2 protein-coding genes are annotated in these 3,416 nt (G+C 66.0%); both read left to right on the forward strand.

From position 1 onward, the window contains the following. The first annotated feature begins 954 nt into the window (after positions 1-954). Positions 955-2,475: an IS21 family transposase gene (gene istA / locus KY501_RS52665; RefSeq protein ID WP_224373215.1), complete on the forward strand. Its 1,521-nt coding sequence runs from the start codon at positions 955-957 to the stop codon at positions 2,473-2,475. Then, on the forward strand, positions 2,472-3,224 hold the full coding sequence (locus KY501_RS52670; RefSeq protein WP_224373217.1) for an ATP-binding protein: 753 nt from the start codon (positions 2,472-2,474) through the stop codon (positions 3,222-3,224). Before istA ends, KY501_RS52670 begins: the two co-directional genes overlap by 4 nt. Positions 3,225-3,416 lie beyond the last annotated feature (192 nt).

Genomic DNA, 3,416 nt, shown 5'->3' on the forward strand with positions numbered 1-3,416 from the left:
TGTCACCACCGACGAGGTTTGGTGCCATTTCCACCGATCTTACCGAGGACCATAGATCCATCAGATCACCGGAGCCCTGAGATCCACCGAATCACCGAGGGGCACGAGAGCCACCGTGCACCGGGGCGCGAGAGCCATTCATCGCTGACAGTCATGGCCTCTCGCTGACTGCACATGAGGTGACGTTGCGCCGGAGCGAGCGCAGCGAGCGGAGGCGCCCTGAGCCGCGGATGGAAACTGGCAGAAGGGTGGTGCCGGGTTGAGGCTGTCGCCGCAGTGAAAGAGACGGGCGACCTGGGGACAGGCCAGGCCGCCCAGCGGGTGGAGCCGCCGTGTCTCGAGGTGGCTGAGACTGAGGCTGCCAGGGCCCGCTGTCGAGTTCTCGGCCACTGCCCAGGTGGAGCTTCGACGACGCGAGTGCAGACATTGTGGCAGGCGCTTTGTGGTGTGCCGTCCGTGTGACCGGGGTCGGCGGTACTGCGGTGCCAGGTGCAGGGAGCAGGCTCGCCAGGCGTCGGCTCGCGCAGCGCGCCGGCGGCACCGGCGATCGCCTGAAGGGCGCGCCGACCATCGTGACGCGGAGCGTGCACGACGCGTGCGCCGCCGAGAGCGCGTGGGGGATCAGTCTTCCGAAAAGTTTGTGGGCAGGGCACTTGGGGGCACGCATGTGGAAGAGAGAGGTCTCCTCGATGCCGTGGCACCCGAGAGCCGAGGCGAGCTGCAAGCAGCTGAGACAGTCGTTCACCGGCAGGCCGTTGAAGCAGCGCGGCCCGCCGAAGCAGCGAGGGTTTCAGATGCCACCGAGTCAGAGGGCGCGGCACGACCACCCGAGCAATGTGCTTTCTGCGGCCGAAAGGGAGAAGCGCCGCAGGAGCGCGTGGCGGCGCGCGGAGCCTGCCGCGCAGAGGAAGGAGCTGAGCGTGAGCTGGGTGGAGCGCGGGCCCGGGAGCCATCATGCCGGTGGGTGATGAGCGGCAGGCGGAGGTGCTCAAGCTGCGGTTGGTGGACGGGTTGTCGGAGCGAGCCATCGCCCAGCGGCTGCACATCTCGCGAAACACGGTACGCAAGTGGGTGGGCAGTGCGCCACAGAAGCCGCAGTCGGCACCTGCGCCGCGCACCTCGTTGTTGACGCCGTACGAGGCTACGCTCAAGGCGTTGTTGGACGAGACGCCCGAGTTGAAGGCCCCCGCGGTGTTGGAGAAGCTGCGAGAGGCAGGCTACCAGGGCGGCATCAGCATCCTGCGAGAGAGGCTGAGGCGGCTGCGACCGGGCCCGCGCGAGGCCTTCCTGACGCTGAGGTTCATGCCAGGGGAGGCAGTGCAGGTGGACTGGGCCGACTTCGGCTTCGCATTGACCGGCGTACCGCGCCGGGTGAGCGCCTTCGTCATGGCGCTGTGCCACTCGCGCTACCTGTACCTCGAATTCGCCTTGAGCCAGTCCATGGGCAGCCTGCTGCGACGGATGGAGAGGGGCCTGCGTTTCTTTGGTGGGACGACGCACGTGGACATCTTCGACAACATGAGGACAGTGGTGTTGCAGCACACGGACAAAGGCATCGTCTTCAACAGCACCTTCCTGGAGTACGCGCGCAGCCGCGGCTTCGCCGTGAGGGCCTGCAACGTGGGGCGCGGCAATGAGAAGGGGCGGGTCGAGCGTCCCATCGGCTTCATTCGCGAGCGCTTCTGGCCAGGCCGACGCTTCACCGACTTGCTGGACTTGAATGTCCAGGCGACGAAGTGGCGGGACGAGTTCGCCAACAACCGCGTGCACGAGGTGACGGGCAAGGTGCCTGCCCTTGTCTTCCAGCATGAAGAGCGGCCGGCGCTGCACCCGTTGCCCCAAACTCCCTTCGAGACAGACGACATTGAAAGCGCCGCAGTGACGAAGTCCTTCCGGGTCCGCTTTGACAGAAACACCTACTCAGTCCCTCCACGGCTGGTGGGACAGTCCGTGGTCGTGCGTGCCGATGACGACTCGGTGCGCATGTTCTTGGGGCCCAAGGAGGTGGCCCGTCATCGCCGCGATTGGCGCGTGGGGCAGGACATCGAAGACGCGGCACACCGACAGGCTGCGCTTCAAACCAAGCCGGGCGCTCACCGACCGGGCCTGCCACCGATGTTGCAGGCCATGGGCGAAGTGGCTGAGCGCTACTTCAAAGTGGCCGCCGCAGGGACGAAGTCTCTGCACCGCGAGACGGTGCGCCTGGTCTTCCTGGCCGAGGTGTATGGCTCCCAAGTGACGGCCGAGGCCATGACTGACGTCATGCAGTCCGGCCACGTCGGTGCCGACTACGTCGAGTACGTCTTGCGGCAGAAGAAGGGCCTGGTTCCAGGCGCAGCACCGCTGAAGCTGGGTCGGCCCGAGTTCGACGAGGTCTGCCTGCCAGAGCCGGATCTGTCCATCTACGACACCCTCACTCCGCCCTCGCTCACGCGTGCACCGCAGCGAAGCGATGAAGCGGAGGTCGACTCGTGAAGCCCGAAGACGACGCCATCGAGCTGGTGCGCGAGAAGCTCAAGTGGCTGCGGCTACCCGGCATGGCTGGCACGCTTCGCGCCCTGCTCGAGCAAGCCGGGCGAGACAACCTCACCGCGTGCGAGGTCGTCAGTCGCCTCTGCGACGAAGAGAAGACCAGCCGACTCAAGAGTGCCGTCACTGCCAAGGTCAAGGGCGCCCGCTTCCCGGAGATCAACACGGTTGATGGCTTCGACTTTGATTTCGATCCCGTGCGCAAGAAGCTGAAAGCCCGCTACCTCGCGCTGCACGACGTCACCTTCCTTGAGAAAGGCCTCAACCCGCTCTTTATCGGGCTGCCGGGTACCGGCAAGACGTACCTGGCTCGAGCTCTGGCTTGGCGCGTGTGCCAGACCAACCGCCGTGTCGCCCTCGTCAGTGCGGCGCGCCTGCTCAACGAGCTTCATGGCGCCGAGGTCCACGGGGGCCTGGAACGCGCTCTGCGCCGCTACGTCCGCGCGGACCTCCTTGTCATCGATGACTTCGCTGTCCTCTCCATGGATGCGGCTCAGGCCAAGCTGGCCTTCCAAGTCATCAGCGAGCGCTACGACCACCGCCGATCGACCTGCATCACCACCAACAGGCCCTTCAAGGATTGGCCGAAGGTGTTTCCTGACGCACTCAACGCTCAGGTCATTGCCGAGCGTCTCACCGAGCGCGCGGAGACCTTCCTCATGGACGGAAAGGGCTACCGTATCGCTCGGACCTGACGGCCAGCGGCCGTGCTCCGCCCTCGACCGGCGAGGTCTTCAGCCCGCCTGCACCGTCTCCGACGAGCGCATCGGCCCTGCGCACTCTTGGCGCTGTCGGCTTGGGCGGAGAACTGCTCTGAAATCGCCGGGTGGTTCACTGGTCCTCGGTGATCTCGGTGGAACTGGTTCACCCCGACCTCGGTGGCGACA

This window comes from Hyalangium versicolor (assembly GCF_020103695.1).
GTDB lineage: Bacteria > Myxococcota > Myxococcia > Myxococcales > Myxococcaceae > Hyalangium > Hyalangium versicolor.

Excerpts from the sequence above, each read along its gene's own strand:
- istA (WP_224373215.1), top strand. The coding sequence starts at position 955 with ATGCCGGTGGGTGATGAGCGGCAGGCGGAGGTGCTCAAGCTGCGGTTG.